The 2,291-nt window shown below is 50.2% G+C and carries 1 protein-coding gene; it reads left to right on the top strand.

The genetic code is table 11. The features are described 5' to 3' along the window. Positions 1-280: 280 nt before the first annotated feature. The coding region (locus tag Q0349_RS05870; RefSeq protein ID WP_298079948.1) for a hypothetical protein at positions 281-2,291 on the top strand (2,011 nt) is incomplete at its 3' end.

A 2,291-nucleotide genomic window follows, 5' to 3' on the forward strand; every position in this document is an offset into this window, starting at 1 on the left:
CCCGCCGTTCTGCCCCCTCCCCTGCAGGGCGAAGCCCGCAGCGGGGGAGGGCTGGGGAGGGGATAGCGTCCGCGATACAACCGCCGAAGCTCCGCCCATCCCCGCAAACCATGCGCCAACTCGCCCCCCAATCTCCGTCCGTCCTCGCCGCCGAACCGGGCGCAAACAACCCGCGTCGCGACCACAAAACACCACCCCGCAACGTGTTTCAAAAAAACCACAAAAAACTTGCAACAACCGCCGCACCTGGCATAACATACCCCTTAGCCAAAGCATGGCTATGGAAAATTCACTTTCAACAGTTAAAGGTACATACAGCATGAAACTGACAAACCTCTCCCTGGCAATCCTCGTGGCCGTCGGCGTTGCCGCCTGCGGTGGTAGCGGTGATGACAACAGCAACAAACCGGCTGACCCGCCCAAGCCCAACCCGAACCAGCCGAACAATAACAACAACCAGCCGACCCCTCCGGCGAATGACGACAAAGTCGTTGACCCGACTGGCACCCAGGTCGTAGATGACAAAGACCTGACCAAGCAGAACACCGTCGGCACCCTGCAATACATCCGCCGCGAAGGCTCACAATACGACCGCACCCTGAATCCGAGCAAACCGGCCTCCGCCTCCCCGCTCCTCGGCACCACCCTCAATGACCAAAACCCCAGCCTGACCAACATCGTTCTCGCCCGTCAAGAAATCGTCCGTACCGACGGCACCCCGGTCAAGGCACAATTCGCAGGCAGCGACAATCCGGTACCGCTCAAGGCAAATGGGGACGCTATCCCAGATTCCGTAACCGATGGTAACAGCTTGCAGGAAGAAAACTTCAAGAACGTAGATACGTTGATTGGTATGTATTTTGGTGCCTCACATTTAAATCGTCTCCATCATGCGGGGCATCATGAAGATGATGGTACTAATGTTGATGGCGCAAATAATGTTGATCTCAAAAACAAGATTAAACGCGAGTCAGTATTTAATACTGAACCTGCTTTATTGCCGGATGGTACTGCGAATCCGGATGCAGGTAAGAGCGCAACTAATGTAGCTCATCGTCCATACGTTGAACAGACCGCTTCGGGAACGTATAAACGCGTGGATGTTACTCTTGCAGATCAAGATCTTGCTAATCAAGCAAAAGTTAATAACAGAGATGCTGGAAGTGAGGTTGATGGCACTAATACAGACACATCACATAGTGTAACTGGTAAAACAGGAGAAAAAATTCAAGGTGGTACTGATACACTTGCTGATGCAACTAAAGGTGTCTTTAACTATGTAAAAGATGAAGTTGATGATCCTGCCAATCCAGGTTCAAAAATAACTAGGGAGCGTACTTATACTGTTAGTGATGCCAAGACTATAACTGCTGTTATCGACCCCTATGCAATCGTCAGAAATTTTGATAATAGTGGTAAAGTGGCACCTGTAGATGGTACTGATCCTAAAGCATTCAAGAAAATCTATTCTAAAGATGTAGAAGGAAATAAAGATGTCTATATGTATCGTGGTTCTACACCTAAAGTGCTTGATAGCGATAAAGTAAGACAGACAGTAACTCCAGATTTCGCACATGGTACTAATGGTGGCACCCGTTATGGTCGAGATCTAGTATGGTGGACGACTCCTGAGTATGCCTTTGAAAACGATTATACTCGTGAGGGTAAAACCGATACATATTTTGAAAATGGTCTATTTGCCACGAATGGTTTGATTCGTGTTGGTAACAGCCTTTCTACTCTCGGCCAGGAGCTGAACTGGAATAAAGACGAGAAGAAATGGGAAAACCATCACAATACCACTACCCGCATCTTCGGTCGTTACCACTTGGCCTATGCTGGTACTGCTGAGAAAAATAAGGGTATCCACCCGGTCGCCTTGAACAGCTTCAGCGGTGCCAAATCCTTTGTCGCCGAATATGAAACTGAAGCATCTGATACCGATCGTGGTACCGCCAACGATAAAGCCGGTAAAGCCACCCTTTATAGCATTGGCGCCGTGCCGATGACCCTCAAATATGTCCAGTATGGTCGCGTTTCTACCCAGCTCGATGTGGATGAAGGCGTTAAGGGCTATGCCGACAACTTCATCCGCAACCCGTACCGCAACAAGAACACCGACGATTCTGTCGATGATTACTTCTACCGTGGTACCAACGCCACCACCATCGAACAGATGGCGGCACTGCCGAGCGACCAGAAGGCTACCTACCAAGGCCACGCCTTGATGTACGGCATCGACAACGACTTCCACAACGCGGGCAAACGCAACCTGCCGAACGCCTTCGCTG

This window comes from uncultured Cardiobacterium sp. (assembly GCF_938028185.1).
Classification (GTDB): domain Bacteria; phylum Pseudomonadota; class Gammaproteobacteria; order Cardiobacteriales; family Cardiobacteriaceae; genus Cardiobacterium.